The organism is Nocardia cyriacigeorgica GUH-2, from assembly GCF_000284035.1.
Taxonomy (GTDB): Bacteria; Actinomycetota; Actinomycetes; order Mycobacteriales; family Mycobacteriaceae; genus Nocardia; species Nocardia cyriacigeorgica_B.
In genome coordinates, this window is record NC_016887.1 from 89,106 (window position 1) to 114,455 (window position 25,350).

General features: G+C 69.5%; 27 protein-coding genes. 11 read left to right on the plus strand and 16 right to left on the minus strand.

Annotated elements, in window-relative coordinates; all coding sequences use genetic code 11:
* The first annotated feature begins 12 nt into the window (after positions 1-12).
* Positions 13-555 carry a hypothetical protein gene (locus NOCYR_RS28050; RefSeq protein ID WP_081505258.1) on the plus strand — a complete coding sequence of 181 codons (543 nt, stop codon included), beginning with the start codon at positions 13-15 and terminating at the stop codon, positions 553-555.
* Positions 556-776: 221 nt separating this feature from the next.
* Here NOCYR_RS28050 and NOCYR_RS00425 read toward each other — a convergent pair whose 3' ends face one another.
* On the minus strand, positions 777-1,544 hold the full coding sequence (locus NOCYR_RS00425; protein WP_014348381.1) for an SDR family NAD(P)-dependent oxidoreductase: 768 nt from the start codon (positions 1,542-1,544) through the stop codon (positions 777-779).
* A gap of 156 nt (positions 1,545-1,700) precedes the next feature.
* Between NOCYR_RS00425 and NOCYR_RS00430 the strand changes: the two genes are divergently transcribed.
* Both NOCYR_RS00430 and NOCYR_RS00435 read left to right on the plus strand, forming a co-directional pair.
* Entirely contained in the window at positions 1,701-2,597 is an 897-nt protein-coding gene (locus NOCYR_RS00430) for an SDR family NAD(P)-dependent oxidoreductase (RefSeq protein ID WP_048832494.1), read from the plus strand.
* Positions 2,598-2,603: 6 nt separating this feature from the next.
* Positions 2,604-3,257 carry a TetR/AcrR family transcriptional regulator gene (locus tag NOCYR_RS00435; protein ID WP_014348383.1) on the plus strand — a complete coding sequence of 218 codons (654 nt, stop codon included), beginning with the start codon at positions 2,604-2,606 and terminating at the stop codon, positions 3,255-3,257.
* A 55-nt stretch (positions 3,258-3,312) separates the two neighbouring features.
* Here the strand turns inward: NOCYR_RS00435 and NOCYR_RS00440 are convergent, their stop codons facing one another.
* The 4 genes from NOCYR_RS00440 to NOCYR_RS00455 form a co-directional block, all read right to left on the minus strand.
* Positions 3,313-4,047 (minus strand): TMEM165/GDT1 family protein, encoded by a 735-nt coding sequence (locus NOCYR_RS00440; protein WP_014348384.1) that lies wholly within the window; start codon positions 4,045-4,047, stop codon positions 3,313-3,315.
* A 293-nt stretch (positions 4,048-4,340) separates the two neighbouring features.
* Positions 4,341-4,868, minus strand: coding sequence for a hypothetical protein (locus NOCYR_RS00445; protein WP_014348385.1), 528 nt, complete (start codon positions 4,866-4,868; stop codon positions 4,341-4,343).
* A gap of 201 nt (positions 4,869-5,069) precedes the next feature.
* Positions 5,070-5,693: a superoxide dismutase gene (locus NOCYR_RS00450; protein ID WP_014348386.1), complete on the minus strand. Its 624-nt coding sequence runs from the start codon at positions 5,691-5,693 to the stop codon at positions 5,070-5,072.
* 343 nt (positions 5,694-6,036) lie between these two features.
* Complete coding sequence (locus NOCYR_RS00455) at positions 6,037-6,648, minus strand: hypothetical protein (protein WP_048832496.1); 612 nt, start codon at positions 6,646-6,648, stop codon at positions 6,037-6,039.
* A gap of 473 nt (positions 6,649-7,121) precedes the next feature.
* Between NOCYR_RS00455 and NOCYR_RS00460 the strand changes: the two genes are divergently transcribed.
* The 4 genes from NOCYR_RS00460 (at position 7,122) to NOCYR_RS00475 (ending at position 10,455) form a co-directional block, all read left to right on the plus strand.
* Positions 7,122-7,493 carry a rhodanese-like domain-containing protein gene (locus tag NOCYR_RS00460; RefSeq protein WP_014348388.1) on the plus strand — a complete coding sequence of 124 codons (372 nt, stop codon included), beginning with the start codon at positions 7,122-7,124 and terminating at the stop codon, positions 7,491-7,493.
* A 118-nt stretch (positions 7,494-7,611) separates the two neighbouring features.
* Positions 7,612-8,628, plus strand: a complete 1,017-nt coding sequence (locus NOCYR_RS00465) for a DUF4328 domain-containing protein (RefSeq protein WP_014348389.1) — start codon at positions 7,612-7,614, stop codon at positions 8,626-8,628.
* Positions 8,625-9,392, plus strand: a complete 768-nt coding sequence (locus tag NOCYR_RS00470; RefSeq protein WP_014348390.1) for a glycerophosphodiester phosphodiesterase — start codon at positions 8,625-8,627, stop codon at positions 9,390-9,392. The genes NOCYR_RS00465 and NOCYR_RS00470 overlap by 4 nt, the downstream gene beginning before the upstream one ends.
* A 142-nt stretch (positions 9,393-9,534) precedes the next feature.
* Complete coding sequence (locus NOCYR_RS00475; protein ID WP_014348391.1) at positions 9,535-10,455, plus strand: DUF5926 family protein; 921 nt, start codon at positions 9,535-9,537, stop codon at positions 10,453-10,455.
* A gap of 366 nt (positions 10,456-10,821) precedes the next feature.
* Here NOCYR_RS00475 and NOCYR_RS00480 read toward each other — a convergent pair whose 3' ends face one another.
* From NOCYR_RS00480 to NOCYR_RS00500, 5 genes are all read right to left on the minus strand, one after another.
* Complete coding sequence (locus NOCYR_RS00480; protein WP_014348392.1) at positions 10,822-11,370, minus strand: ferritin; 549 nt, start codon at positions 11,368-11,370, stop codon at positions 10,822-10,824.
* Positions 11,371-11,441: 71 nt separating this feature from the next.
* Positions 11,442-11,993, minus strand: coding sequence for a ferritin (locus NOCYR_RS00485; protein ID WP_014348393.1), 552 nt, complete (start codon positions 11,991-11,993; stop codon positions 11,442-11,444).
* Between the two features lie 10 nt (positions 11,994-12,003).
* Entirely contained in the window at positions 12,004-13,236 is a 1,233-nt protein-coding gene (locus tag NOCYR_RS00490; protein ID WP_014348394.1) for an LCP family protein, read from the minus strand.
* A 502-nt stretch (positions 13,237-13,738) separates the two neighbouring features.
* Positions 13,739-14,527 carry a CPBP family intramembrane glutamic endopeptidase gene (locus tag NOCYR_RS00495; protein ID WP_014348395.1) on the minus strand — a complete coding sequence of 263 codons (789 nt, stop codon included), beginning with the start codon at positions 14,525-14,527 and terminating at the stop codon, positions 13,739-13,741.
* Between the two features lie 38 nt (positions 14,528-14,565).
* On the minus strand, positions 14,566-15,324 hold the full coding sequence (locus NOCYR_RS00500) for a DUF2470 domain-containing protein (protein WP_014348396.1): 759 nt from the start codon (positions 15,322-15,324) through the stop codon (positions 14,566-14,568).
* Positions 15,325-15,438: 114 nt separating this feature from the next.
* On the opposite strand from NOCYR_RS00500, the gene NOCYR_RS00505 reads away from it, so the two are divergent.
* The 3 genes from NOCYR_RS00505 to NOCYR_RS00515 all read left to right on the plus strand — a co-directional run bounded on the left by NOCYR_RS00505 (position 15,439) and on the right by NOCYR_RS00515 (position 17,488).
* Positions 15,439-15,846 (plus strand): hypothetical protein, encoded by a 408-nt coding sequence (locus NOCYR_RS00505; RefSeq protein WP_014348397.1) that lies wholly within the window; start codon positions 15,439-15,441, stop codon positions 15,844-15,846.
* A 68-nt stretch (positions 15,847-15,914) separates the two neighbouring features.
* Positions 15,915-16,829 carry a prephenate dehydratase gene (gene pheA / locus NOCYR_RS00510; protein WP_048832501.1) on the plus strand — a complete coding sequence of 305 codons (915 nt, stop codon included), beginning with the start codon at positions 15,915-15,917 and terminating at the stop codon, positions 16,827-16,829.
* A complete protein-coding gene (locus NOCYR_RS00515; protein ID WP_014348399.1) occupies positions 16,826-17,488 on the plus strand; it encodes a histidine phosphatase family protein in 663 nt (220 codons plus the stop codon). The genes pheA and NOCYR_RS00515 overlap by 4 nt, the downstream gene beginning before the upstream one ends.
* 241 nt (positions 17,489-17,729) lie before the next feature.
* Here NOCYR_RS00515 and NOCYR_RS00520 read toward each other — a convergent pair whose 3' ends face one another.
* The 6 genes from NOCYR_RS00520 to NOCYR_RS00545 form a co-directional block, all read right to left on the minus strand.
* On the minus strand, positions 17,730-18,560 hold the full coding sequence (locus NOCYR_RS00520; RefSeq protein WP_014348400.1) for an ESX secretion-associated protein EspG: 831 nt from the start codon (positions 18,558-18,560) through the stop codon (positions 17,730-17,732).
* A complete protein-coding gene (locus tag NOCYR_RS00525) occupies positions 18,557-19,723 on the minus strand; it encodes a PPE domain-containing protein (protein WP_014348401.1) in 1,167 nt (388 codons plus the stop codon). Before NOCYR_RS00525 ends, NOCYR_RS00520 begins: the two co-directional genes overlap by 4 nt.
* Positions 19,724-19,770: 47 nt before the next feature.
* Positions 19,771-20,103 carry a PE family protein gene (locus tag NOCYR_RS00530; RefSeq protein ID WP_014348402.1) on the minus strand — a complete coding sequence of 111 codons (333 nt, stop codon included), beginning with the start codon at positions 20,101-20,103 and terminating at the stop codon, positions 19,771-19,773.
* Between the two features lie 172 nt (positions 20,104-20,275).
* A complete protein-coding gene (locus NOCYR_RS00535; RefSeq protein WP_014348403.1) occupies positions 20,276-20,626 on the minus strand; it encodes a metallopeptidase family protein in 351 nt (116 codons plus the stop codon).
* A gap of 17 nt (positions 20,627-20,643) precedes the next feature.
* Positions 20,644-21,879: a septum formation family protein gene (locus NOCYR_RS00540; RefSeq protein WP_014348404.1), complete on the minus strand. Its 1,236-nt coding sequence runs from the start codon at positions 21,877-21,879 to the stop codon at positions 20,644-20,646.
* A gap of 234 nt (positions 21,880-22,113) precedes the next feature.
* Complete coding sequence (locus NOCYR_RS00545; protein ID WP_014348405.1) at positions 22,114-23,820, minus strand: aldehyde dehydrogenase family protein; 1,707 nt, start codon at positions 23,818-23,820, stop codon at positions 22,114-22,116.
* Positions 23,821-23,945: 125 nt separating this feature from the next.
* Between NOCYR_RS00545 and serS the strand changes: the two genes are divergently transcribed.
* Entirely contained in the window at positions 23,946-25,208 is a 1,263-nt protein-coding gene (gene serS / locus NOCYR_RS00550; RefSeq protein ID WP_014348406.1) for a serine--tRNA ligase, read from the plus strand.
* Positions 25,209-25,350 lie beyond the last annotated feature (142 nt).

Below are 25,350 nucleotides of genomic sequence, written 5' to 3' on the forward strand. Positions count from 1 at the left end.
AGGAGATCGACCATGCCGACCACGATGTCACGCGGGCGCAGCATACGTCTCGCAGTCGCGCGGACCGCCGTGCTGGGAGCCGTCGCGCTGGCGCCCGCGGTGGCGGCGGCGTCCGCATATGCCACGCCGACCGACCCGACAACTACCGCGCCGACCACCACGACCGCGCCGACCACAACGGCGCCGGCACCGACCACTGCGCCGACCACGACGGTGCCGACGACCACCACGTCGACGCCGGAGCACAAGCCGCCGAAGTCCTGCCCGGACGGCGGGTTCGATATGGGCACGGGTTGCCCACCGGCCCAGACCGACCCCTACGGTCCCGACGGATATGACGTGCACGGCTACGACCGCTTCGGCTATGACCGATCCGGTTACGACCGTTCGGGTTACGACGCCTTCGGCCGGGACCGCTTCGGCTACGACCGCCGCGGCATCGGCCGTGACGGATACACCCGCGAGGGTTGCGCCGCCGACGGCAAGGATCGCCCCGATGCCGACCGCGCGGTGTGCGATCGGTGGCGGCGTCCGCCTACCGGCAGCGCGGGTTAGGAGTTAGCGGCCTGCCGGGGCCGCGCCCCGCATGTCTCCGCTGCGCGCCCCGCCGCCTCCGCTGCAACACCGGAACGCCGGACACCGGCCGCGCTTCGGGCCCGATCCATCGACGCAGAACCGCTGCACGCGCACGCAAAACGCCCGCCGACCCGCGGTGGGGCGGGCGGGCGTCGAGTGCCGGGCAGCGCGGAACCCTGCCGGGCCGTGCTAGCGCGAAATTACCGCGGCGCCATGCGCAGCGCGCCGTCCATGCGGATGGTCTCGCCGTTGAGGTAGTCGTGCTCGACGATGTACTGCGACAGCTGCGCGTACTCGTCCGGGCGGCCCAGCCGCGACGGGAACGGCACGCCGGCCTCGAGGCCCTTGCGGTACTCCTCGGTGACACCGGCCAGCATCGGGGTGTCGATGATGCCGGGGGCGATGGTGTTGACCCGGATGCCGAACTGGGCCAGGTCACGCGCGGCCGGCACGGTCATGCCGTGCACGCCGCCCTTGGAGGCCGAGTAGGCGATCTGGCCGATCTGGCCCTCGAACGCGGCGACCGAGGCGGTGTTGATGACGACGCCGCGCTGGCCGTAGTCGTCGACCGGGTCGGTCTTGGCGATGGCGTCGGCGGCCAGGCGCATCACGTTGAAGGTGCCGAGCAGGTTGACCGTGATGACGGTGCGGAACAGCTCCAGGTCGTGCGGGCCGTTCTTGGACAGGATGCGACCGGCCCAGCCGACACCGGCGCAGTTGACCACGATGCGCAGCGGAGCACCCGATTCGACGACCTTCGCGACGGCGGCGCTGACCTCGTCGTTGCTGGTCACATCGGCCGGAAGGAGGGTGACACCGGCGGGCACGTTGTCGCCGGCCCGCTCGATCGACTGCGGCACGTCGAGTCCGAAGACGGTGGCGCCCAGTTCGGCGAAACGCTTGGCGGTGGCGGCGCCGAGGCCGGACGCGCCTCCGGTGACAATGGCGGCGGAACCCGAAATCTCCACGATGGTCCTCTCGTTCGTGACAAGCCAGTTGGCCCTTCGTCAATTTGCACCCTAACGGGTCGCCGGTGAGGCGCGGATCACCACTCCCTGGCGCCGGGGCCGCCACGTCACCAGAATTTACGAACATTGATGTTCGCAGATGGTACGGTCGGCCGCATGACATCGAGATGTGGTGGATCGGTCGACGGCCGCCGGGTGCTGATCACCGGTGCGGCCCGCGGCATCGGAGCCGCGCTGGCCAGGCAGTTGTCCGCGCACGGAGCCAAGGTGGCGCTGCTCGGACTGGAACCGGAGTTGCTCGCGCAGGTGGCAGGTGATTGCGGCGAGGCGCCGTGGCGCTACTGCGATGTGAGCGACCGCGCACAGGTCGACGCCGCGGTCGAGGCTGTCGTGGGTGAGCTGGGTGGGCTCGATGTGGTGGTCGCCAATGCCGGTGTGGCCAAACAACTGCCGCTGATCGGCGGGGATCCGCTGGTGATGGAGCAGACGCTGGCGGTCAACGTCCTCGGCGTGTACTACACCGTGCGCGCGGCGGGCCCGCACATCTCCCATCCCGAGGGGTACGCGCTGGTGGTGTCCTCACTGGCGGCGGCGGTGCACCTGCCGCTGCTGGGCGCCTACAACGCGTCCAAGGCCGGCGTCGAAGCGCTCGGCGACACCCTGCGTCACGAATTGCGCCACACCGGAGCGAAAGTCGGCGTCGCCTACTTCGCCGAACTCGATACCGATATGACCTCGCGCGGCTTCGGCACCGAGGCCGCGCGCTCGCTGCTCGGCCGCGCCACCGTCTCGGGTGTGGCACCGCTGGGCCCGGCCATCGACGCCGTCGAACGGGCCATCGCGCGCCGCCGTCGTCAGGTGGTTTCGCCCTGGTGGGTGCGGTTCGTCGTCCCGTTCCGGCCGATCGCGCAGCGGGTCACCGAACTGGCCCTGCGGCGCGGGGTCGGGCAGGCGCTGGCCATCGCGCGCACCGAAGCGGCACCCTTCACGACCGAGCAGCCGGAGCGAACCAGCAGAATGGGTCAGCACCCGCCCGACCGAACACCGGAGTAGCCACCCATGACCGACCCGGCCACCAGTCTCCGCCGGCTTCCCCGTGGCCGGCACGGTCTGCCCCGGGAACACGTCGTCGCCTCGCAGCGTGAGCGGATTCTGCAAGCCATGGGGGAGGCCATGGCCGACAACGGTTATGTCGGAACGTCGGTCGCGGCAATCCTGAAGAAGGCCGGGGTGTCGCGGGAGACCTTCTACGAGCAATTCCGTTCCAAGGAAGACTGTTTCGAGGCCGCCTACCAGCGCGCCGTCGAGCTGCTACTCGACCGGATCGCCGAGACCGACGCTCCCACTGCCGATTTCGGCGACGATCCCGTCGAACGGATGCGCCGCCTGTTCGGCACCTACCTCCAGCACCTGGCCGATGACCCGGCCAGTGCCCGGCTGTTCCTGGTGGAGGTCTACGCCGTCGGCGCCAAGGCCGTCGCCCGGCGGATCGAGCTTCAGGACCTGTTCGTGGATCGGATCGCCGAGGTGCTCGACGCCCGTACCCCCGAACAACGCTTCGCCTGCCGCACCCTCGCCGCGGCGGTCGGTGCGATGGTGACCGGCAAGATCGCGACCGACGATGTGGCCGGGCTGCTCGCATTGCGGGAACCCCTGGTGGAGCTCGTCGTGCGGGGCGGGGAGCTGTACGGGCAGGCGCTGGCGCGCGGGTGATACCCGGCTGTATCCCGGGCCGTGCCACCTACCTCAGCGGCGGCGCGGCCGGGCTTCAGCGCAGTTCCTCAGCAGGCTGCTCGGATCCTTCCCGCGCCACGATGTGGTCGGTGACCGCTGCCCGACGCCGGCGCAGGAAGTAGAACACCACACCCGCGAGGACCGGCACGACGATCGCGACCGCGGCACCCGGCAGCGTGCCGAGGCTCGGCCAGGCAACGCCGGTGAGTGTCAGTGAGCCGAAGAACAGGAACAGCAGACCCGAGCCGATGCCGATGGCGTGTTCGGGCAGATGCTTGCCGACCAGGATGCCGGCCGCGATGGCGAGGGCGTCGGCGGCGACCATGCCGATGGTCGAACCCAGCCAGACGCCGGCCCAGTCGTAGTCGGTGGCCAGGGCGGCGGTGGCGAACATGGTGCGGTCGCCGAGTTCGGCGAGCAGGAAGGCCGACAGCACCACGAAGAACGGGGCGGCCGTGCCGAACCGCGAGACCTTCGGGGTCTCCTCTTCCTCGCCGGCCGGATCGAGGTGTTCGCGCAGCGTCCACACGCCGACGCCGAGGAAGGTGAGCGCGGCGACCAGCGCGATGGCCGTGGTGGGCAGCGCGGCGCCGAGGAAATGGCCGACCGCGACGGAGATGACGTGCACCGCGGCGGTGGCGGTGGCGATCCCGCCGAGCACCACCCACCAGCGATAGCGCAGCGCGAACGTCAGCGCCATCAGCTGGGACTTGTCACCGAGTTCGGCGAGAAAGACGATGCCGATACTCAGCAATACGGTGGCGATCATATGGCGTGTTCTCCCGGGGTCCGGCCAGTCGGCCGGAAAACGGGACGCCTCCGGCCGACAACGAAAAGGTTGTCTCGGCCGAAGGTCTCGCCCACCGGAGGGATTCCGGTTCACGCAGCCGGACCCGCGCCGCGGTGGGCGGTGGATCAGTATGTCGACTACGCGATTGGGGGCTACTCCCCTTCGCTGTGGCCGACTCTACCCGCACCGGCATCGCGACGGCAACTCACTGTTGTCGAAATCGCAATGCGCACAATAAGTTTGGCGATCCGCGCGGCAGGTTTCGGGTTCCCTTACGCGGCCAGCAGCATAGCCAGAACCGCGGTATCGGGATCGCTGATCGGATCCAGCCCGACCCGGCTGACCAGCGAGGTCACCGTTCCGTCCAGCTCGGCCTCGGCCCACGCGGCCCGGTGTTCCAGACCCAGATGCGGTATGCCGGGCAGCAGCACACAACCCGAGGCGGCGCCGCTGCATTCGGGCAGCGACGGGTTGGTTTCCGACGGCGGATGCAGCATCAGCAGGGCTGCGGGCACATGCTCGGCAAACTTCCCCGGCGTCACCGCGGACTCGCCGAGCACCGGTCCTTCGGCCACCACCATCCCGACGGTGCCCGGCTCGGGATCATCGGGCAGATCCTCGCGCGCGCCGAAGACCGTCGACGTGGACAGCAGCCCCGGCAGGCTGGCCACCCGCACCGCGAGCACCAGCAGTTGCGCCCATTCCTTGGTGGTGTCGGGCCAGCGCCCGGAAATGACGAACCCGCGGAGCGATCCGCGCGCCTGGAACGGCGTGACACCGATCTGACCTTCACTGCGCATGAGGCCTCCCGTCATGGAACCGGGGGCGGCATTGCCCGTCCTCGAACTGTGGACTTGAAGAATGAACCCGATGTCATCTGGCACACAAGTACCAAAGAGTGCTAGCACGCCCAGGCGACGGCCTGCAGAAGGCTTCTCACCAGCTCAAACGCAAAGGGGCCGCGACACCAGCGGTGTCGCGGCCCCGGGCGCGTCGGGGATTTACCCGAAGATAAGGCCCTTGCCCTGGTTGACGGCCTTCGCGAAGCGGTCCTGCACGTCGGCCCAGTTGACGACGTTCCAGAACGCGGTCACGTAGTCGGCCTTGACGTTCTTGTACTGCAGGTAGAAGGCGTGCTCCCACATGTCGACCTGGAGCAGCGGGATGATGCCCAGCGGCACGTTGGCCTGCTGGTCGTAGAGCTGGAAGGTCAGCAGCTTCTGGCCGAGGGTGTCGTAACCGAGCACCGCCCAGCCCGAGCCCTGCAGGCCGTTGGCCGCGGCGGTGAACTGCGCGCGGAACTTGTCGAACGAACCGAACTGGTCGTCGATGGCCGCGGCCAGCTCGCCGACCGGCTTGTCGCCACCGTTGGGGGACAGGTTCTTCCACCAGATGGAGTGGTTGACGTGTCCGCCGAGGTGGAACGCGAGGTTCTTCTCGTGCAGGAAGATCGCGCTGTGATCGCCGGCCTCACGGGCGGCTTCCAGCTTCTCCAGTGCCGTGTTGGCACCGGCGACGTAGGCGGCGTGGTGCTTGGAATGGTGCAGCTCGTTGATCTGCCCGGAGATGTGGGGTTCCAGGGCGCTGTAGTCGTAATCCAGATCCGGCAGCGTGTACTCAGCCACGATGTCCCTTCCTTGTCGGGCCGCGCACTCGCGAACCTCGCGAGCGCTCTCGACCATCATTCGTACACCCGATCGGTTCCAACTTGCCCCGATGCCCCGGCATTCCGGTGACGGTGCTCACTCGGACGGCCCGGGCGCATGGACGTCACAGGCATCGGCGACGGAAAGAACCGCACTCGTAGCATCGAACCATGTCCGGGATGGACTAACTAGTCGGCAGGTTCGCGCTTGTGGATAGCGAATGCGGCATGGCAGGTACCGGGACAGGTCGAACCACTCGTCGTGGCGGATACCCGATCCCGTGACGGCAAACGCGTGGTTCCGAGTGATCCTCGGCGCCCGCTCAGAGCGGAGGTGCGATCCCCGGCCGCCGGGTGCGCGGATCGCCCACATCGTGCGCCTCCCACCAGCGCTTACCGCCGGCGATGAATTCCGGCAGCGGGATCTGCTTGCCGCTGGGATCGTTGATGGTGATGCCGTCGAACCAGACGCGGACGTCGAGTTCACGCGGATCGAGGCCCTCCTCCTGGGAGAACTCGAGCACATGCGGTGAGACACGCTGGTCGATCATGGTGTCGAAGCTCAGCAGCTCACTCCACAGCGACCAGCTGCTGTCGTCGATGTCGATGAACTCCCAGCCGTGCAGTCGGCCGCCGCCGAAGCTGGTGATGGCATCGCCGAGCCCGGCCAGCTCCAGCGGCAGCACGGTGGGTTCGACGTCGTCCCAGCGGTGGATGCGCAGCGAGGCGGCCACCCGGCTGACGCCGTGGAAGGTCATCCGGATCTTGCTTTCGGCAGGGGTGGACTCCTGCGCGGGCAGTGTGAGTACTTCGAGGTCGAGTTCGAGTCGGCCGGCGTCGGCATCGATGGCGAGGCCCAGACAGGCGGCCTCCCTCAGTGCGATGTCGATTCCGGCGGTGTCCAATCCGTCAAGTAGCCCCCTGCTCGAGTTCATAGCGCCAGGCTACCGAGAACGCCGCCCAGATCGGCGCATTTCAAGTTTTCACCCGAGTTGTCATTTTTATGGAACCGAATCCGGGCCGCTTCCGTCCAAGTAGATATCGGGAGCTTCGACGGCGCAGCTCCCGAAGAGGCGGCGGATGACCGCTCCGGGATGGCTGGAGGGGAGTCCCGGATCGGTCGTTCGCAACCGCCAGGCCCGGATTTCCCAGTTGAAGCCGCGATAGCGTCATCCTGTGGGCGGTGCGCTCACCGATAGCTGACGCCTGTGGATCAGGTTGTGGAATCTGTGGATAACTACACCGACTTATCCACATCCCCCCAGAAATCGGGGCATCGGTCGGTAGCGCACGGGGCATAACCTACGCGGACCCCGCTGCGCCCGGCGTGTTCGAGGCATCCGGTGTTCACATCGGTGGCGGGCACGGAAGTCCGCGATCGTACGGTACGCATGGCAGGATCGAACACGTGACGAGCTCCGAGGTCCCGGCGGTACCGCTGAACGAGGTACCGGGCGAATTCGACGACAGTGTGCGCGCTGCCGCGGAGAAGGCCAACGCGATCCTGCTCGACGTGCGTGAGCCCGACGAGTGGGCGCTCGGCCACGCGCCCGGTGCGATCCACATCCCGGTCGACGACATCCCCGCCCGGCTCGACGAGCTGGACTACGACGCCCAGCTCTACGTCATCTGCCGGCAGGGCGGCCGGTCCTTCGAGGCGGTCAAATACCTGACCCACGTCGGATTCGACGCCGTGTTCGTCGCAGGCGGCATGGTCGAGTGGCAGCGCACGGGCCGTCCGCTGGTCGGCGAGGGCGAGCACGAGCCCAAGATCTACTGACGACGAAGAGCGAGGTGCGACGGCATTGAGTACGGTGGTGCAACCCTGTGCACGCTGCGGCGCGCGCTGGGCCGTACAGCAGACGGCGCCGATGCACTGGTGCCCGCGATGCCGTGGCGTGCTGCTCTCGCCGGGGCCGATCGACGCGCCCGCCGAACGCCGCAATTACCGGTGGGTCGCCCGTAGGCCCGATCACCGTCCGCGCGGTTCGGTCGCATCCGGGCATGCCGGGCCGACCCCGACTCCGCGCTACACCGAGATACCGCGCTGGGGTCTGCGCGATGAACCCGCACCAGAACCCGTCCGCGCGCGTCCGCCGCTGAGTGTGCTCGCGGGCTGGCTGCCCGCCCTGCTGATCGCGACGGCGCTGATGTTCGCCATCGCGGCCGGCTCCGAACTGGGCCGTTATCTGCTGCTGCTGCGCAACCGCACCTACCTGATCGATCCACTGCTGCTGAAGTTCTCCGACGCGCTGGTCAACGCCTCCGCGCTGTTCGCCGCCGTGCTCGCGCTGCTGGCCGCCATCGCCGCGGTCGGCTGGCTGATCCAGGCCCGCCGCGCCGTCTACGACGACCGGGGCCTGCGCGATCCGCGTTCGCCGCGGACGCTGGTGCTCGGCTGTGTGATTCCGGTGGTCAACCTGCTGTGGCCAGGCGTTTTCCTGAGCGAGATGGTGGCCGACCGCGAAGACCCGCGGCCGTTGCGCGCCGTGCGCGTGTGGTGGGCGATCTGGGTGCTCGGTGGCGCCTGTGCGGCCGCGGCGCTGGCCTGGCGCGGCGCCGACTCGCTCCAGGCCGAGGCCGACGGCGTGCTGTTCACCGCGTTCACCGATGCCGTCGCCGCGGGGGTCGCGGTGGCGACGCTGTGGGTGGTCCGGGTCGTGGAGGGCCGCGATCTGCTCGGCCGCGCCCACCTCGCGCACCGCTGGGTGGTGGCCGCGGACCCGGCGGTGCCCGTCATCGAACCGGTGCAGCCGGGATCGGCTACCGTCGCAGCCCGGGCCGAGGCAGCAGGCGGTCGGGCCGATGCCGCGGCCGCGGAGCCCGAAGGCCGGCCCGGTGCCGAGCCAGGGGACCGGCCGAGCACAGAGGCGGCCGATCGTGAGCATCAGGAGCAGGAGGTCGTGGCGAAGTGAGCCAGCCCAATCGCGCACCATTCGTCGTCGCCCATCGCGGCGCGTCCGCCGAACGCCCCGAGCACACCCTCGCCGCCTATGAGCTGGCCCTGCAAGAGGGCGCCGACGGAGTGGAATGCGATGTCCGGCTGACCAGGGACGGTCATCTGGTGTGCGTGCACGACCGCACCGTCGACCGGACGTCCTCGGGCACCGGTCTGGTCAGCGAGCTCACCCTGGACGAGTTGAAGGCGCTGGACTTCGGCGCCGCGGGCGAGCCGGCATCGGTGCTCACCCTGGCCGAACTCATCGGCCTGGTGCTCGACTGGCGCAGCCGCCCGACCAAGCTGTTCATCGAGACCAAACATCCGGTGCGCTACGGCGCGCTGGTGGAGAACAAGCTGCTGGCCGAATTGCAGCGCTTCGGCATCGCCACCCCCGCCTCGGCCGATCACTCTCGGGCCGTGGTCATGTCCTTCGCCGCCACCGCGGTCTGGCGGATCCGCCGGGCCGCGCCGCTGCTGCCCACCGTGCTGCTCGGCGAATCCTCGCGCTACCTGGGCGGCAGCGCAGCCACCACGGTCGGCGCCACCGCCGTCGGCCCCTCGGTGAAGACCCTGCGCGAACACCCCGACCTGGTGGACAAGGCCGCCGCCGCCGGCCGCGCCACCTACTGCTGGACCGTCGACGATCCGGAGGATGTGCGGCTGTGCGCCGATCTGGGCGTCAGCTGGGTGGCGACCAATCACCCGGGGCGGACCAAAGCGCTGCTGGCCACCGCCTGAGCCGGTCAGGGCCCGGAGGCGGTAGCGAAGCGTCACCACGGAGGGCCTCCGGCTCTGGCGCGATCGGCACCGCCTGAGCCGGGCGGGTCAGAGCGCGTGGCGCGCGGAGCAGGCCGCTGTGACCGGTGTAGTTTGACCAGCCGTGGGTAAGAGCAAGCGCAACAGTCCGAAGCCCGGCGGGAACCGGGCCCAGCGTCTGGCCGAACGGCGAGCCGCGCTGGAACAGGCCGCCCAGGCCGTCACGCGCCCGTTCGAGGGTTTGGCCGCCGAGTGCGATCTCGTCGCGTTGCGCGAGTTCGTGCCCTCGGCGACCGCGACCCTGAAGCTATCGCCCGGCGCCGCCGCCGAACGTTCGGTGGTCCTCGCGACGGTGCTGCCCGGTGCGGTCGCCGCGCTGGTGCGCGCCGGTGATGAGCCGACCGGCTATGTCGGCGTGCAGGTGCAGGCCGAGGGGGACAACCCGGCCGCCGATCTCGCCGCCGCGATCCTGTGGACCCAGTCGGCCGAGCCGGGCGAATCGCTGCCCGCCGCTTCGAGTGTCGAGGGCGGACCGACGCTGGCCGACGTCATCGATCCGGGCGCCGCGCTCGAGCTGACGGTGCATCAGGACTTCGACTGGTGGGTGCCCGAGGGCGTGGAGCCCGATCCGCAGGTCGCCGCGACCATCGAGCAGGCCAAGCAGGCGATCATGCCGTCGGACCGGTTGGATCTTGGGGCCGACGCGGTCGGCGCGGCCTGGTGGGTCGACGCCGGCGAGAAGGCGCATCTGCGGTGGGTTCGACCGGAGCCCGAAGACGATCTGATGCTCGCCTTGGCCCGACTGCACGCTTCGGGCGGACTGCATCTGGGTGAGGGTTCGCGATTCGCGGGCTCCTTCCGCACCCACGGGCTGCTGGTGCCGGTATTCGATCTCGATCCCGAGCGGCACGCGGCCGAATGGGCCACGCCCGCGGTCGAGTTCGGTGCCCGGCTGGCCGAGGCGCTGGCCTCGGATGCGCCGATGTCGGCCGAGGAGCGGCGTTCGCGCGACGGGCTGCGTTCGCGGCAGGTCACTCTGCGCTGATCGGTACCGCGCCGCCGATCCGGTTCGGCGCGGGGCGGAAATACGACGACGGCTTCGGTGTCCGGCGATAGGCCGGCCCGGAGCCGTCGCTGTTGGAGCACGAATTCCATCGTAGTAATTTTGTGAAAAACGCTCCTTTCTAATCTTGGCTCCGTTACGTTCTCTGCATCACCGAAAGTTGGTGTAGGTGAGGGAAACCTCACCGACCGATGAGGAAAGTAGGGAAATCATGGACGCCATTCTCGAGCTTGTGACCTCGCTTCTCAGCAGCCTGAGCGCCAGCGCCGGCTGAGCAGTGCGACAAACGGCAGGCCCAGCACGTCGCGAAGTGCTGGGCCTGCCGTCGCTCGATAGCGTTGCCGGTTATTACACCGAACCGCCGGCGGCCGAGGGCGCACCCGAAGTGTTGCTCGGGCCGCTCATTTCGCGGGCGATGAATTCCTCCAGATCGAACAGGTTCGACCCGGCGCGATCGGCGATGGTGAGGAGGGTGTTCATGTTGGCCACCTCCTCGACCTGTTCCTTCAGGAACCACTGCATGAACTGCTCGCCGAGGTAATCGCCCTCTTCGCGAGCGGTGCTGGCCAGCTGGATGATCTGGTCGGTGACGGCCTTCTCCTGGGCCAGTGCCAGGGCGATGGGCTCGCGCGCATTCTCGAAATGCGATTTCGCGGCATCGACTCCACCGAGTTCGATGCTGATATCGCGGTCGAGGAAGTACTGCACGATCATCATCGCGTGGTTACGTTCTTCGACGGCCTGGGCGTAGAAGCGTTTTGCCAACTGCGGCAGGTCGGCATTGTCGAACCAAACCGCAATCGCGATGTATTGATGCTCGGCATTGAATTCATGCCGGATCTGATCGTGAAGCAGGCTGTGGAATTTGCTGCGTGGGGTTTCCGGATGGCTGGACATGACCCAGACGTTATCGCTGGTCAGCGTCCTTGTCATCCAAGTCGACCCTTATTGAGGATAGTGTTTCCTAATTAGTTGCGCACTGTCCCAGCCATTTTGGGCGCCGAGTTGCCCACCGGCGCGATGGTGGTGGGCAGTTCCCGCGCGGCGAATTCCTCGACGTCGAACAGGTTCCCGGCGGCGCGTTCGAACACCGTCAGCAACGTCGTCATGGCGGCGACCTCGTCGAGTTGCTGCTCCAGGAACCACTGCATGAACTGCTCGCCGAGATAGTCGCCCGACGCGCGCGCGACCTTGGCGCACTCGACCGTCTGATCGGTCAGCGTCTGCTCCCGCGCGTGCAGGAAAGCGATTGCCGCATGCGGTGATTCGAAGGTCGGGCGCACCTCGTCGAGGCCGCCGACGGTGACCTCGAGATCGCGGTCGAGCAGATGCTGCACCATGCGCAGCGCATGGCCGCGATGCTCGCCGGAGCGGCCGTAACTATGTCGCGCCAACTGGGGCAGCCGGTTCGACTCGAAGTACACCGCGGCGGCCAGATATTGCTGGGCCGCGGTGAATCCGTGCCGGATCTGATCGCGCAGCAGGGCCGGGAACGACCGGCCGCCATCGATGTCGGACATATGATCGACGTTACTCGCCGCGCAGGTCCTCCGGAATGGGTTGCCCGGCCGCCAGTGCCTCGAAGAACCGGCTCGCATTGGCCTTGTCCCACAGCAGCACATTGCCGCTGGAGGTATCGGTGAACCCGCCGATCGGCACCGTCGTCGCCAGCGTGTCGCCGCGCAGCGCCCAGCCCAGCCGGGCCAGATCCCAGATGTGATCGCCGTTGTCGACGGTCAGCGAGCGCGCGGTATCGCGGGCCATCGGCCACAGCCGGAACGGATTGGCCAGGGTGCTCGCGCTGGTGGCCTTCTCCAGCAAGGCCGACAGGAACAGTCGCTGGTTGTTCATCCGGTCGATATCGGCGAGCGCGGTGGCCCGGGTGCGCACAAAACCCAAGGCCTGCGGACCGTCGAGGGTCTGGCAGCCCGCGGCCAGGTTGATGCCGGCCAGCGGGTCGTCGATGGGTTGCGGCACGCAGACGTCGATGCCGCCGAGCGCGTCGACCACACCGGCGAACCCGGCGAACCCGATCTGCGCGTAGTGGTCGATATGCAGTCCGGTGGCGATCTCCACCGACTGCACCAGCAGCTGCGGGCCGCCGAAAGCGAAGGCGGCGTTGAGCTTGTCCTGCCCGTAGCCGGGGATGCTGACGTAGGAATCGCGCGGCAGGCTCACCAGCGTCGTGCGGCCCGAGGGCGGCACGTGCACCAGGATGATCGTGTCGGTGCGCTCCGGACCCACCTCACCACCGGTGGCCAGCCCCTGCTCCTGATCGGCGGTGAGCCCCGAGCGGCTGTCGGAACCGACCAGCAGCCAGTTCGTTCCGGGCGTGTCGCCCACCCGCTCGGCGTAATCGGCCAGCGCGTCGATGCGGTGCAGGGTGCGGTCGAGCTGGATGATCGCGGTCACGATCAGCAGCGCGAACACCACGAGCAGCACCAGGAACCACCGGAACAGGTGCCGTTTGCGCTTGGGTCGCGGCGGTCGTGGTGCCCGGCCCGCACCGCGCGGCGGGCGGCTCGGCGGCGGTGGCGGGACATCGCGGCGCCTGCGCGGCGGTTCGTCGTCGCGGAACGGGACGGGCCGCTGCGTCGGCGCATGAGTGGCGCGATGCGGGCGTTCGGCCGGGGCGTACGCGGGATCGGGGGAGGCGACCGTTTCGCGCAGCGTGCGGCCGTCCCGCGCGGGTGGGCGGTCGGCGTCGGGTACTTCCGACCAGGCCAGCGGCGCCGCCTGCTCGCGCCCGTCGCGGTGCAGCACCTGGGTCGGTTCGATGTGGCGCGGTGGCTGCGGTCCCGGGCCGCCTCGTCCGTCCTTCCGTAAGCCGGCCGGGTCTCCAGGACGTCGCATGAGCGGCTCACCAGGCCGCGGGCCCGCGTCCGGGCGGTACCCGTCCGGCCCAGGGCGTCGGGACATCCCGGGCCCTGGCCGGTTGGGGTTGGCGCGAGGCGCGTCGGGGCGGTCCGACGTGGGGCGGCGGGTGACGGGCTCGCCGGGCGGATAGCGGCGGTCGACCGGTCGAGGAGCCGGGCCCGGCCTGCGTGGATCCGGCTCGGGCCGCTCGCCCGGTGCCGGGCGTCGACCGGGTTCGCTCGGTGGCCTGCGCATACCCGGTTCGGGCGGACGCGCGCCGGGTCGGCCGGGCGCCTGCGGCGGGACCCGGCGCCTCCGTGGGTCGTCGCCGTTCATCATGTCGAACTGTACTTACCCGTTTCGGTGGCGGTTGTTACCCGGCGGCGCGGCGAAACGCCGGTGTCGCCGCTCACGGCAGCCAGCCGACCCGCCCGCGCAGCACCGTATACCCGATATATGCCACCGCGTCGATGAGCGCGTGTGCGATGACCAGCGGCCAGAGCCGGCCGGTCCGTTGCCAGTAGCGGCCGAAGATCAGGCCCATCACGATATTGCCGAGGCCGCCGCCGAGGCCCTGGTAGAGGTGGTAGCTGCCGCGCAGCAGGGCCGAGGCGAGCAGCGAGCGGTTGTCCGACCAGCCGAGCGCGCGCAACCGGGTGATCAGATACGCCACCACGATGATCTCCTCGGCGGCGGAGTTGGCGCAGGCCGACAGGATCAGCGCGGGCAGCCGCCACCAGTGCTCGTCAAGGGCGCTGGGCACGATCGTCACGCTGACGCCGGCCGCGTGCGCGATCAGATACAACGCGAGCCCCGGCAGCCCGATCACCGCCGCCAGCAGCACACCGTGCAGCGCGTCCGGCCGCCAGCGCGCCCGGGCCAGCCCGATGGCGCGCGGGCCGAGGCCGCTGCGCCAGAGCAGGTAGAGCCCGAGCCCGGCCCATGCCGTCAGCCGCAGCACGCCGAGCAGCTGGAACAGCAGGTCGATGGTGGACTGCGCCGAACGCGAGGCATTGAGCGCAACCGTCTGCTCGTCCACCCCGCCCGGTGCCAGCGCGCTCTCCACCAGCGACAACGCGGCATTGAGCCCGCTCAGCCCGAAGGTGACGCCGAGGACGACCAGGATTTCCAGCCGGATGCCGGCCCGTTCCCGATCGGTCGGCTCGCCGGTCCGTGCCCGGCCGAGATCATCGCGCATGCCGCCGAATCTATTGCCCGCCGGCGCGGGCGGCGTGCTCAGATGCGGCGCAACCCGTTGAGGAAGGGGCAGCCCGCGAGCAGCCGCACCGCCCGGCTCAGCGATTCGACGTCGTCGGCGGGGCTGGCGAAGGGCAGGCGCACGTCGTGGTCGCCGTCCTCGCCTTCCACCCGCAGGGTGAGCCCGTAGCGGTCGATGGCCAGCGGATGGACGTTGCCGCGCTGCAATCGCGGCGGCAGATGCCGGGCCAGTTGCGCGACGACGTCGGCGTGGTCGGCGTCCATATGCTGCAACCAGGCCGATTCCATCGAGCAGAACGGATCGGGCCGGGCCAGCCGCAGCTCTTCCACGCACACCGATTCGGCGCCGGTGGAATCGGCGACCACGGCCGAATTGATCACCAACCGCAGCAGGGTGGCGGTGTGGCCGACGTCGAGCAGCCCCGGATCGGGATTTTCCTTGGCGACCTCGGTGGCCAGCGCCCGCTGCGCCTGCGTGGGCACGGCCCGCACCCAGCCGCGCAGCCACACCAGCGCGCGCACCGGTTCGCGCAGCGGCAGCGGGGCGTGGTCGGTGAGTTCGAGGACGGCGGGCGCGCCCGCGGCACCGGAGGCGGCGGCATGGGCGGCGGCGCTGTCCCGGGGCACGGCGATCACGGCGTCGCCGCATTCGCGCAGATGATGCACCGAGGTGGGGATCGGATCGGTGCCCGGCAGTGCCAGCACCGAATACTCCGCGTGCGCGCAGGCGCTGCGCACCCGCTCGGCGGTCGTCGGTGCGCTGATCGTCTCCGGCATTGAAACCTCCACTGGGTGAACGTGCCCCACTTCACAGATGCGCAATTAGGTTAACCTAACCTAAGCGAATGTGGGTCTCGGTGCAACAGGTGGGCGGTGGGTAAGTTGAATGCCATGAGCAGCGAGCCGGTACTGGTCGCGTTGACGGCGCCCGCACGACGAAGCCTGGTCGACGGCCTGGTCGTCGCGCCCGCCACCGCGCCGGCGGGGCGGATCATCACGCCCGACCTCGAGGTTGCCGAGATCGCCGACATCCTCGCCGAGGCCGCCCACTCCGACACCGGCCTGATCGGCCGCACCGACGACCCACAGCGGGCACTGGCCCTCATCGCGGGCACCGCGGCCGCCCTGTGCGGTGAAGACATCCGCACCGCGCTGACCACCCCCGATGTCGCCTTCCTCACCGGTCTGCAGCCGCAGGCGATCGAGGCGGTGCGCGGCGTGCTGCTGGCCATCGAGGCGCAACGCCCACCGGTGATGACCGGCGCGCTCACCGAGCTGCTGGCTCCGGTCGCCGACTGATAGCCCGCCCGTTCCCGGCCTCGGGAAGTCGGCCGAGCGCGCGGCCTCGCGCAAGTAATCTCGTAGGCGTGCCGCGAATAGCGTATTTCGGGCCGTCCGGAACCTTCACCGAGATGGCCCTCGCCGAACTCGAGAACGCCGGAGCCTTCGACGGGCCGGTCGAGCGGATCGCCGCGCCCAGCCAAGGCGCCGCCCTCGACCTGATCCGCACCGGTGACGTCGACGGCGCCGTGGTGCCGATCGAGAGTTCGGTGGAGGGCTCGATCCCGGCCACCCTCGATTCGCTGGCCGTCGGGCCGCGGCTGCAGATCATCGCCGAAACCGAACTCGAGGTGAGTTTCGCGATCCTGGCCCGCCCCGGCACCCAGCTGAGCGAGGTGCGTTCGGTGGCGGCGTACCCGGTGGCCGCCGCGCAGGTCCGGTTGTGGCTCGAGCGCACTCTGCCCGGCGCCGCCAGTTATGTGTCCGCCTCGAATGCCGCCGCCGCCGAGGACGTGCTGGCCGGCCGCGCCGACGCCGCGGTGTCGACGACGCTCGCCGGGCAGCGGCTCGGCCTGGTGGCGCTGGCCGAGGGCGTCGCCGATCACGAGGACGCGATCACCCGGTTCGTGCTGGTCACCAAGCCCCGGGTGGCGCCGCAGCCCACGGGCGCCGACCGCACCTCGATCGTGCTCGAACTGCCCAACGAGCCGGGGGCGCTGATGCGCGCGTTCGGCGAATTCTCCACCCGCGGCATCGATCTGACTCGAATCGAATCGCGCCCGACCCGCACCGGGATGGGCACGTACCGGTTCTATCTGGACTGTGTCGGCCATATCGACGACACCGCGGTCGCCGAAGCGCTCAAGGCCCTGCACCGCACGGCGCGGATTCGTTTCCTCGGCTCCTGGCCCGCCACCTCGGCCACCGGGACGCCGCCGCCGTCGGATGAGGAGGCCGCGCAGTGGCTGACCCGATTACGAAAGGGGGTTGCCGACCTGTGACCGGCAAGTTGATTCTGGTGCGGCACGGTGAGACCGAAGGCAATGTCGCACGGATGCTCGATACCAGCCTGCCCGGACTGCCGCTGACCGAACGCGGTGCCGCGCAGGCGAAGACCTTCGCGTCGCGGCTGGTGGTACCGCCGCGGCTGCTGCTGTCCTCGCAGGCCCTGCGGGCCCGGCAGACCGCGAGCTTCATCGAAGCCGCCACCGGCATTTCCGCAGGCGTGCTCGACGGCGTGCACGAGGTGCAGGTCGGCGATCTGGAGGGGGAGAGCAGCCAGCAGGCGCACGAACTGTTCCTGCGGGTCTACCGCTCCTGGCACGAGGGCCAGTTGACGCAGCGGCTGCCCGGCGGCGAGTCGGGCCAGGATGTGCTCGACCGGTTCCTGCCCGCGATCAACGAACTGCGCGACGGCTACCTGTTCGATGCCGACGCCGGCGACGTGCTGCTGGTCAACCACGGCGCCGCCATGCGCCTGGTCGCGCGAACACTGACCGGTGTGGCGCCGCCGTTCACCATCGACAACCACCTCGACAACACTGAAACCATCGAGCTGGCCCCGCATCCCGACGGCAGCTGGGAGTGTGTGCGCTGGGGCCGGTTCTCGCCGCCGTTCGGACGTGCGCCGGCGCTGGGTTCCGACGACCCGATGGGGTGAGTTGCCGCCCGACCCGCTGAACGTATCGCGGTCGGCGGCGCGGGCTTCGCCGATCGGGCGGCTTACGGGCACCGCTGCCAGGATGACCTGACGCCGAGCGAGTCGAGCTGGTGCCAGTCCGAGTGCGGGACCGATGCCCTGCCCAACCGCTGCGCGCATCGAACCGGCGCCGTACAGCACCGCACCCGGTCACGATGTGTGACCGGGCGCGGCATTCGATGATTCAGAAAATGCAGCCGGCTCAGACCACCACTGGGTTGTCCGGGAACTTCTCGCGTTCCGGCAGCGAATCGATCAGGTCTTGCAGCGCCGTGCGCAACCGCGCGTTGGTGCCGCTGCTGAACGAGGTCCACTTCACGCCGTCGTCGGACACGCTCGCGGTGGCGATGAAACGGCCTGCGCGCGTGTTGAATACGGCGATGTGGTTGTCGGCGGTCTCGCGGGTGCCGTCGCCGTAGACGACGCCGACGATCTCGGCGTGCGAATCCAGATGCACCAGGGCCGAGGCGAGCGTCTGCGCGTCCCGGGGCGGATTGCCGACCTTGGCGAGGCGGTTGGCGGTGGCCGTCGCATCGCCGAGGTCGTTGAAGATCGGCTCCAATTGCTCTGTCGGGGCGTTCATTCCGGTGAGTTCGAGCGCCTCGGCGGACCCGAGCGCAGACAGCACCGGGCCGGGCAGATCTTCGTCGGCTTCATCGATCACATAGGACTCGGGACCGCGCAACGCGACCGTCACCAGATCGTCGCCCTTCGCCAGGCACATCCGGCTCACCTGACCGGAGACGACCAGTCGCAAGGCGATGGCCCAGTGCGGGCGGTTGAGCCCGCGCAGCCGGTCGGCGAGTTCCGGATGGACCACCTCACCGTCGAGCAGTTCCCGTTCGGCGAGCGAATGGGCGGCCGCGGCCATCGCCGCATCGTGCGCGGTCTCGTTGTCGTAGCGACCGATCGCGTTCAACACGACCGGTACCTCGTCGATTTGCAAAAGCTCCAGCAGGAACTGCATTTCGTCGAGCGACAGCGTGACCGCGCCGAGCGTCGCCGGACCGCGGCCGGCACCCAGAACCGTCATTTGGCGGTTGCGGCGGGGTCGGCGCCGATCACACCGTCGGCGGCGAGGCGGCCGTCGGTGAAGTGGTCGGCCCGCAGGTAATCGGCGGCGTTGTGCTCGGACTCGTCGTCGTCGCTGTTGGCCGCACCACGACCCAGCAGCGGACTGGCGGGACCGGTGGACGCCGGACGAACCGGCGCACCCTCGGTGCGCGCCACGGCGACCTCGGTGACCGGAGCCGCCGCGCCCGCACCACCGCTGACCGGCGGCGCGCCCCAGCCCTCGGGCACCTTGAACGCGCTGTTGCCCGCACCGAGCGAGGCTCCCATGCCGGCGGCGCGGGTGGAGGCACCCGCCGCGGCCGCAGCCCCACCGGCGGCCATGCCGACCGGCGCCATCGAGGCGACGCCGGGCGCACCGGTGCTGGTGGCCGCGGCGATCGCGTTGGCGCCGAGGTTGCCGACGGTGCTCACACCGCTGGTGGCGACCGAACCGGCCACGTTCGCGGCCTGGGTGACCGCGCTGCTGATCGCCGGGTTGTTCACCACCGCGCCCGCGGCCGCGAGGGCGGTCTGCACCGGGTCGCCGTTGCCGCTCTGGAAGGCCTTATCGGCGTTGGAGGCGGCCTCGGCGGAGCCCGCGCCGTTGGCGATCGGCGGCGGGTTGATGAACTCACCGGGGGTGATCACGGTGGCGGTGGTGGCGGCCTCGTAGGTCTCCATCACCAGCGCGGCGCGAATGTCCATGGCGTGCTTGGCGACTTCGGCCGCCTCGAACGCGCCCGACAGCGCGCCGGCCGGGTTGGCCGAAGCCACGACCGCGGTGTTGACCGCGACGATCTCCGGCAGGCTCGGCATCGCCAGCGAGGCGACGGTGTAGGCGGTGGCGTTGGCGGCGGCCTTGGTGCCCATGGTCGCGGCCATCGCGCTCTGCTGGCCGGCCCACGCGGTGAACCCGCCGAGCCGGGCCAGCGCGCCGATACCGTTGATGCTCTGCAGGCCGAGGCCCAGCTCGGCCATCACCCGGGTGACGGTGGCGGTGGCATCCACCCAGGCGCCGGTCAGCGTGCCCCAGGCGGTGGCCGCGGCCGAGATCGGCACGGCGTGCGCGCCCGCGTTGAGCGAGACGGAATTGAATTCGGCCATGCGGGGCAGCCAGAACACCCCGGTGATTCCTGCGGTCATGCGTATTTCTCCCCTTGTGTGAAGCTCGGAGCCGGATCGGCGAGTGGCTAAGCGACGATCGAGTTGAACGGTGCGCCGGTCAGCGTGACGATTCCGGCGGACATGGCGTCTTCGGCCATGTACTGCGCGAGCTGGGTGCGCAGAATCGCGGCGGCATGGTGCAGTTCGAGGATGGCCTGCGCGATCGACCGATCGTGGGTGAGGGCCGCGTGGTTGAAGTGGTTCGCGGCCAGCAGCGACACCTCCTCGGCGCCGGAGGGCAGCACGTGCGTCGCCGGTCCGGCCACTGCGGCCACCCCGGCCAGACGGTCGGCGAGCAGGTCCAGTTCGACAGCAGCGGCGAGGATGAGTTCGGGCGTGACGTGCACGTTGCCAATCATGTCTCGACTCCTTCTAGTGGTAGCTGTTCGGCGGAACCACGAGAATTCCCCCTACGAGTACATTGGACGCGACATCACCACGATCGGTTCCATCGAATCCAGAGTTTCCTTCCGGTCTTACCTGCCGGATGCGAACCCCCATCCACAGGTTCGCATACAGCTCGGGCTAAGACTAGCCCCATCCCAGCTGATGGAGCCGGTCTTCGTCAATCCCGAAATAGTGTGCTATCTCATGGATCACGGTGATCGCCACCTCCTCGACCACCTCTTCTTCGTCGGCGCATATCTCCAGCAGGGCGTCTCGGTAGATGGTGACCGTGTCCGGCAGTGAGCCCCCGTAGTGACTGTCGCGCTCGGTCAACGCGATTCCGTGATAGAGCCCGAGCAGATGTGGATCCTCCGCATTGCGTGCCTCGATCAGCACGACGACATTGTCGATGGCTCGGGCGAGTTCGGGCGGAATGAGATCGAGTGCGTCGGCGACCAGCTCTTCGAAGCGGTCTTCGGACATGGAGACCGGCATGAACGTCCTCGACCCGCCTATCGCGGCTGCGGCGGCAGCGGTGCGGCGCCGGGCAGCGGCGGCGGGGTGTAGCGGCCGTCGCTGGGCGGCGGCACCGGCGCCTGACCGTTGATCAGGATCTCGCCCTTGGCCGATCCGGTGATCGGGGCGAAGCCTTCCCGGTCGGCGCCCTTGCCCACCATGCAGTCGAGTTTGCGGCTGCCCGCCAGCCAGCTGCGCGCGTCGATGTAGTCGAAGAACAGCGTCAAGGTCTTGTTGCGCAGCACATCCGGGCCACCCAGGTACTCGGTGGACAGGCGCGCGCATTCGCCCTCGACGAACTTGTCCTGCTCTTCCTTCGGCGGCGGCGGGCCCTGGAAGCGGGCGCCGAGGTCGACGGTCGCCACGATCTCCACCGCGTGCGGCTGGGTGCAATCGACCGGATCGGTGGGCAGGTTCTGGTTGATGCCCAGGCACACGCCGGGCGCGAACACCTTGGACTGATCGTTGTCGAGCACGCTGCCGCTGGTGGGCAGCGGCGCCGAGGCCGCACCGGTCAACCCGGCGGCCTGAAGTCCGCAGCGCAGCTTGCGATCTCCGCTCTTGGCCCAGCCCTCGGGGCTCGGGTACATCAGGCCGACGACGAAACGTCCGCGCGGATCGAACTTTCCGCCGAGGTACTGCTGGGCGGCGGTGACGCAGTGCTCCTCTTTGAGCTCGGTGAACCGCAGCGAATCGGGGAACCGTGAACCGGGCCCGAATTCCTTGCCCGGGTACTTGCTGAGATCGATATCGGCGGTGACCTCGAACAGGTGCTTGTCGGCGCAGTCGACCTCGACCAGATCCGAGCGGTCGGGCGCGGTCCAGCTGAGGCAATCGCCGCGGGTGGCGGTGCCGAAGGTCTTCTCGGCACCCGCGGGCACGGCGACGGCCGGATTGTGCGCCTCCAGGCCGGAGTCGTTCTCGAAACCGGTGACGAACAGCGTCACCATGGCCGCGGTCACCGCGCCGACAGCGACCGCGAGCAGGCCCCAGCGCAGCTTCGGCGCCGACAATCGCAGCTTGCCGCCCGGCGCTTCGTCGGCCTGTCCGGCCGAGCCCGCCGCGGCCGCCGAACCGCGACCCTGCCGCGGTTTCGACCGGCCGAAGGCGGCGCCGCGCGGACGCCGGCTGGCGGAGCCGCGAGCGGGGCGGCCTGCGGCGGGCCGCGACGGATCACCGTCCCGAGCGGACTCGGGCACCGGCGGGGGCGTGTGCGCGTCATCGGAGGTCATCGCGATCCATCATGGCAGTGTCGTAGGCCACCGTGCCATGAGGATGCCCCGATATGCCCTCCGACCTGGCCGAGACGCCCTGCATCAGGACGACGGATCGGCCGAGTCGGACGGTTCGGGATCTCCTGACCGCGACACCATCATCGAAGAGGCAGCCACCATTGGCACTGCGCACCGGGCGCATCGGCACCGTCGTGCCTCCACCGAGGCTTCGCGATGGGCAGAGCCGGCTGCTCACCCCCGCAGGGCAGACGCGAACAACCCCGGCAGCCGCGCCGGATTCTTCCCCGCGTAGAACTCGGTGAGCTTGCGCCCGGTCGACGCGGCGGTCGCGTTGTCGACGAACCACGGCGGCCTGGGCGAGAGCGCCCACTCCGCGTGCAGCACCGAGCGCGGCGCCGGGCGGAACGGGCCGCGCACCACGGTGCGTTCCACATCGTCGAGCAGCAGCGCGTTGTGCACGATGCCGATGCCGCTCTGCACGTCGTCGAGGGTGTGGCCGGGGTAGGCGCCCCAGGACGCGCGCGGGGTCAGGAACGCCAGCCCGGTCCAGGCATTGATCGCCACGGTGCCGTAACGCAGTCGCTCGACCGCCCGCTCGAAGGCGATGCCGAGGCGTTTGATCGTGACCGGATGCGCGATGAGATTGGCCCCGAGCGTGCCCGTGAGCTCGTCATTGGCGAAGTCGACCGCGTGTTGCAGGAACTCGCCGCCAGCGCCGGGCAACTCGACCACGCCGAGCACCGGCGCGAAATACTCGGTGCGCAGCAGTGCGGTGTCGGTGGCGGGCAGCTGTTCCACCAGCACCCGGCCGGAATCCGGGCCGAGTCGGCGGGCGTCCGGGTAGGCACTCAGCGCGTCGGCGACTCGCGTGTCGCTGCCCGGGTAGTACGCCGGACGCCCCGGTGCCTGCGCCATCGCTTCCCGCAGCGCCGCAAGGAACTGCAGTTTCTGCGGCCAGTCCGCGCTCAGCACCACCGTCTGCGCGGCGACGCAGTTGTAGCCGCCGTTGTGCAGGCGCTGGGTGGCCACGTGCGCGGCCTGAAAGCGCAGATCGGCCTCGGACCATTCGCCGGGCACCACGATGGTCGGCGATACCCCGCCGAGTTCGCTGGTGATGGGCTTGTCCAACAGCGGACGGCGATCGTGGCGGCGTTCGATCGCGTCCGGTCCGGTGCCCCAGACGATCGCGTCGTGGGTCACCGAGCTGCCGGTCATGTGCACGTGCGCGACACCGGGATGACGCACCAGGTAGCCGCCCTCCTCGGCGCCGCCGGTGAGAATGCGCAGCACGCCGAGTTCGACGAGCGGGGCGAAGATCATCTCGAATACCGTGAACAGCGGATCGGTGATCGGATTCAGTTTCAGCGCGACGACCCGGTTGTGCGCGTACAGCTCGTAGAGGGTGTCCAGCGGCGCGATCGACATGATGTTGCCCGCGCCGAGCACTACGCCGACGCCGGCGGTCGCGGCCGGTTCGCGTTGTGCGAGCCCGGCCTTGCGGCGCGCGGTCGCGGCGTCGACGCCCGGACGCAGCCAGACCTCGCCGGAGAATCCGCTGAGCAGCAGTTTGTCGTAGGTGTCATGGGGCAGCACCGGCACCGCGACCCGTCCGCCCGGCGCCGAGGTCAGCTCGATGCCGTCGAGCGGGCTGCGTCCGGCCTCGAGCGCGCTCAGCGTTTCGGCGAGGGCGGTGGTGGCTTGCAGCAGGGTCAGCGGGCCCGACATCCACTCCTCGCCGACCAGCGGGGAATCGGGATCGAGCTGCTTGATGGTGCAGGCGGCGCGCACCCAGTCGGCGGCGAAGCGCGCGGTCCTGGTGTGGATCTGCTCGAGGAGTTCGCGGCGGCGGCGCAGCGGGGTGGCTGCCCAGACCTTTTCCCCCGCGGCCAGCTCGGCCAGTGCGTTGTCGATTGCGGTGTCGTCGAAAGTGGTGGCCACAGCACAACTATGCGCCGGTTCGGCGATCGCGGCCGGGCGAATCCCGATCCGCCGTGCTCACCTGCGCCGTCGTGAACCGATATCCGATTACGCCGCACACCGGCCGCCAACTAGGCTGGTCAGCCATGATCGACCTCCGATTCCTGCGCGAGCATCCCGACGTTGTCCGTGCCTCGCAGCGGGCCCGCGGCGAGGATCCCGCCCTCGTCGACGCGCTGCTCGAGGCCGACGCGGCGCGCCGGGCCGCGGTCGCCACCGCCGACAACCTGCGCGCCGAGCACAAGGCGATGGGCAAGAAGATCGGCAAGGCGAGCAAGGAGGAGCGCCCGGCGCTGCTGGCCGAGGCCTCGGAGATGTCGGCGAAGGTCAAAGAGGCCGAGGCCGCCCAGCACGCCGCCGACGCCGACCTCGATGCGGCGCAGCGGGCCATCTCGAATGTCGTGCAGGAGGGCGCGCCCGCGGGTGGCGAGGACGACTACATCCTGCTCGACACCATCGGTACTCCGCCCGAATTCGATTTCACCCCCAAGGATCACCTGGAACTCGGTGAATCGCTGGGCCTGATCGACATGGAGCGCGGCGCGAAGGTTTCCGGCGCCCGGTTCTACTTCCTCACCGGCTACGGCGCCCTGCTACAGCTGGGCCTGCTGCAGCTGGCGGCTCAGCGCGCGGTGGCCAACGGGTTCACCATGATGATCCCGCCGGTGCTGGTGCGTCCGGAGATCATGGCGGGCACCGGATTCCTCGGCCAGCATTCGGCCGAGGTGTATCACCTGGCCGACGACGACCTGTACCTGGTCGGTACCTCGGAGGTGCCGCTGGCCGGCTACCACTCCGACGAGATCCTCGACCTCAGCGGCGGCGCCAAGCGCTACGCCGGTTGGTCGTCGTGCTTCCGCCGGGAAGCGGGCAGCTACGGCAAGGACACCCGCGGCATCATCCGGGTGCATCAGTTCGACAAGGTCGAGATGTTCGTCTACTGCAAGCCCGAGGACGCCGACGCCGAACATCAGCGGCTGCTGGCCTGGGAACGGGAGATGCTGGCCGCCATCGAGGTGCCCTACCGCATCATCGACGTGGCCGCGGGCGATCTGGGTAGCTCGGCCGCGCGCAAGTTCGACTGCGAGGCCTGGGTGCCGAGCCAGCGGACCTACCGCGAACTCACCTCCACCTCGAACTGCACCACCTTCCAGGCCCGCAGGCTCTCGGTGCGCTACCGCGACGAGAACGGCAAGCCGCAGATCGCCGCGACGCTCAACGGCACCCTGGCCACCACCCGGTGGATCGTGGCCTTGCTGGAGAATCATCAGCAGGCCGACGGGTCGGTGCGGGTACCCGAGGCGCTGGTTCCGTTCGTCGGTACCGACGTGTTGACGGCGCCGAAGTAGCGCCGTGTACGGCCCGACACGCCTGGGCGAGGATGGGTGCGATGTCCGATTCCGGTGATGTGGCAACCGGGGGGTTTGGTGTTGTCTAGGCTGTCGTTCGTGCGAGGAATCGGGTCTCGCGGCGATACCCGAACCCGGGTGC

Coding starts and splice junctions, on each gene's coding strand:
- NOCYR_RS28050 (WP_081505258.1), top strand. CDS start 13: ATGCCGACCACGATGTCACGCGGGCGCAGCATACGTCTCGCAGTCGCG.
- NOCYR_RS00430 (WP_048832494.1), top strand. CDS start 1,701: ATGACATCGAGATGTGGTGGATCGGTCGACGGCCGCCGGGTGCTGATC.
- NOCYR_RS00435 (WP_014348383.1), top strand. CDS start 2,604: ATGACCGACCCGGCCACCAGTCTCCGCCGGCTTCCCCGTGGCCGGCAC.
- NOCYR_RS00440 (WP_014348384.1), bottom strand. CDS start 4,047: ATGATCGCCACCGTATTGCTGAGTATCGGCATCGTCTTTCTCGCCGAA.
- NOCYR_RS00445 (WP_014348385.1), bottom strand. CDS start 4,868: ATGCGCAGTGAAGGTCAGATCGGTGTCACGCCGTTCCAGGCGCGCGGA.
- NOCYR_RS00455 (WP_048832496.1), bottom strand. CDS start 6,648: ATGAACTCGAGCAGGGGGCTACTTGACGGATTGGACACCGCCGGAATC.
- NOCYR_RS00480 (WP_014348392.1), bottom strand. CDS start 11,370: ATGTCCAGCCATCCGGAAACCCCACGCAGCAAATTCCACAGCCTGCTT.
- NOCYR_RS00485 (WP_014348393.1), bottom strand. CDS start 11,993: ATGTCCGACATCGATGGCGGCCGGTCGTTCCCGGCCCTGCTGCGCGAT.
- NOCYR_RS00495 (WP_014348395.1), bottom strand. CDS start 14,527: ATGCGCGATGATCTCGGCCGGGCACGGACCGGCGAGCCGACCGATCGG.
- NOCYR_RS00500 (WP_014348396.1), bottom strand. CDS start 15,324: ATGCCGGAGACGATCAGCGCACCGACGACCGCCGAGCGGGTGCGCAGC.
- NOCYR_RS00505 (WP_014348397.1), top strand. CDS start 15,439: ATGAGCAGCGAGCCGGTACTGGTCGCGTTGACGGCGCCCGCACGACGA.
- NOCYR_RS00520 (WP_014348400.1), bottom strand. CDS start 18,560: ATGACGGTTCTGGGTGCCGGCCGCGGTCCGGCGACGCTCGGCGCGGTC.
- NOCYR_RS00525 (WP_014348401.1), bottom strand. CDS start 19,723: ATGACCGCAGGAATCACCGGGGTGTTCTGGCTGCCCCGCATGGCCGAA.
- NOCYR_RS00530 (WP_014348402.1), bottom strand. CDS start 20,103: ATGATTGGCAACGTGCACGTCACGCCCGAACTCATCCTCGCCGCTGCT.
- NOCYR_RS00535 (WP_014348403.1), bottom strand. CDS start 20,626: ATGCCGGTCTCCATGTCCGAAGACCGCTTCGAAGAGCTGGTCGCCGAC.
- NOCYR_RS00540 (WP_014348404.1), bottom strand. CDS start 21,879: ATGACCTCCGATGACGCGCACACGCCCCCGCCGGTGCCCGAGTCCGCT.
- serS (WP_014348406.1), top strand. CDS start 23,946: ATGATCGACCTCCGATTCCTGCGCGAGCATCCCGACGTTGTCCGTGCC.